This is a genomic window from Blastomonas sp. CCH1-A6 (genome assembly GCF_001556365.1).
Taxonomy (GTDB): Bacteria; Pseudomonadota; Alphaproteobacteria; order Sphingomonadales; family Sphingomonadaceae; genus Blastomonas; species Blastomonas ursincola.
Genome location: NZ_LSIS01000539.1, coordinates 1 through 937, shown reverse-complemented (window position 1 = coordinate 937; position 937 = coordinate 1). Strand labels below are relative to the sequence as shown.

At 68.0% G+C, this 937-nt stretch carries 1 protein-coding gene; it reads left to right on the top strand.

The features are described 5' to 3' along the window. Positions 1–740, top strand: a 740-nt coding sequence (locus AX735_RS23235; RefSeq protein WP_066285009.1) for a DUF2285 domain-containing protein, incomplete at its 5' end; no start/stop codon positions are given. Between the last annotated feature and the right edge of the window lie 197 nt (positions 741–937).

The window sequence follows — 937 nt, the reverse complement described above, 5'->3', positions numbered from 1 at the left end:
AGGCCGGGGACGACGCGCTGCAATATTCGGATATCGCCATCGGCTATCTCAGCCGGAACGCTCGCTATCGCTCCGACTACCGCCGCGCGCTCGGCCGCGTGAAACGCGGCGCGATCTCCGCCGACAATGCGACCGCGAGCCTCGTGCGGCGCTGGGGCATCAGCTATCACACCGCGCCCGCATCCGCCTTCGATCCCAGGCTGGCGGTCGCGCGGCCCGACCTGTCACCGGCTAATATCGTCGTCGCACCCGCGCTTGCCGGAATCGGTGCGGAAACTCTCGACATGCGGGCGCTGGGCGACGTTCGCGCGCGGATCAGGATAGGCGACTTCATTCATGTCATCCTCGCCGATCCCGATGGAGACGAGCATCTGTGCGTGTGCGGTTCGTGCCAGGGACCGATGGCCGTGATGCTGCCGATCGGACCCGATCCCTTTGCACGCCTCGCGTCGGCCGAACGCCTGTGCCGCCGCCTCAACGGCATGGCGGCCGGGCCACCGGCGCTGCGCCCGCCACCGTTCCGGCGCGAACATCTCCTGACCCTGCTGCAAGTGCTCGATGGCCGCGAGGCAGGTGCCACTCAGCGCGAGCTGGCCGCCTCGCTGATTCATCGCAAGGTCCGCCGCTACAGTGCCGCCGAATGGGTTGAAAGCAAGGAGCGCAAACGCATCCGCCGCTGGCTGGCCGAAGCCGTCGAGCTGCGGGACGGCGGCTATATCCGTCTGCTGCGCGGCGGCTGACAGGGGACATTTCCTGCCCCCTTGGCGCTGTCCCTTCTTCGCATAGGGGCCTTTTCGCCACGATCGCCTCCTGTCCGCCGGCCCTCTTTTCCGGGGCCGGCCATCATCAGGAGGATCATCATGGCCGAGCCTGTCGCCGCCGCAACGCCACGCTATCTCAAGACGCCGGACGCGGCGATCCATCTCGGCCTGTCGGC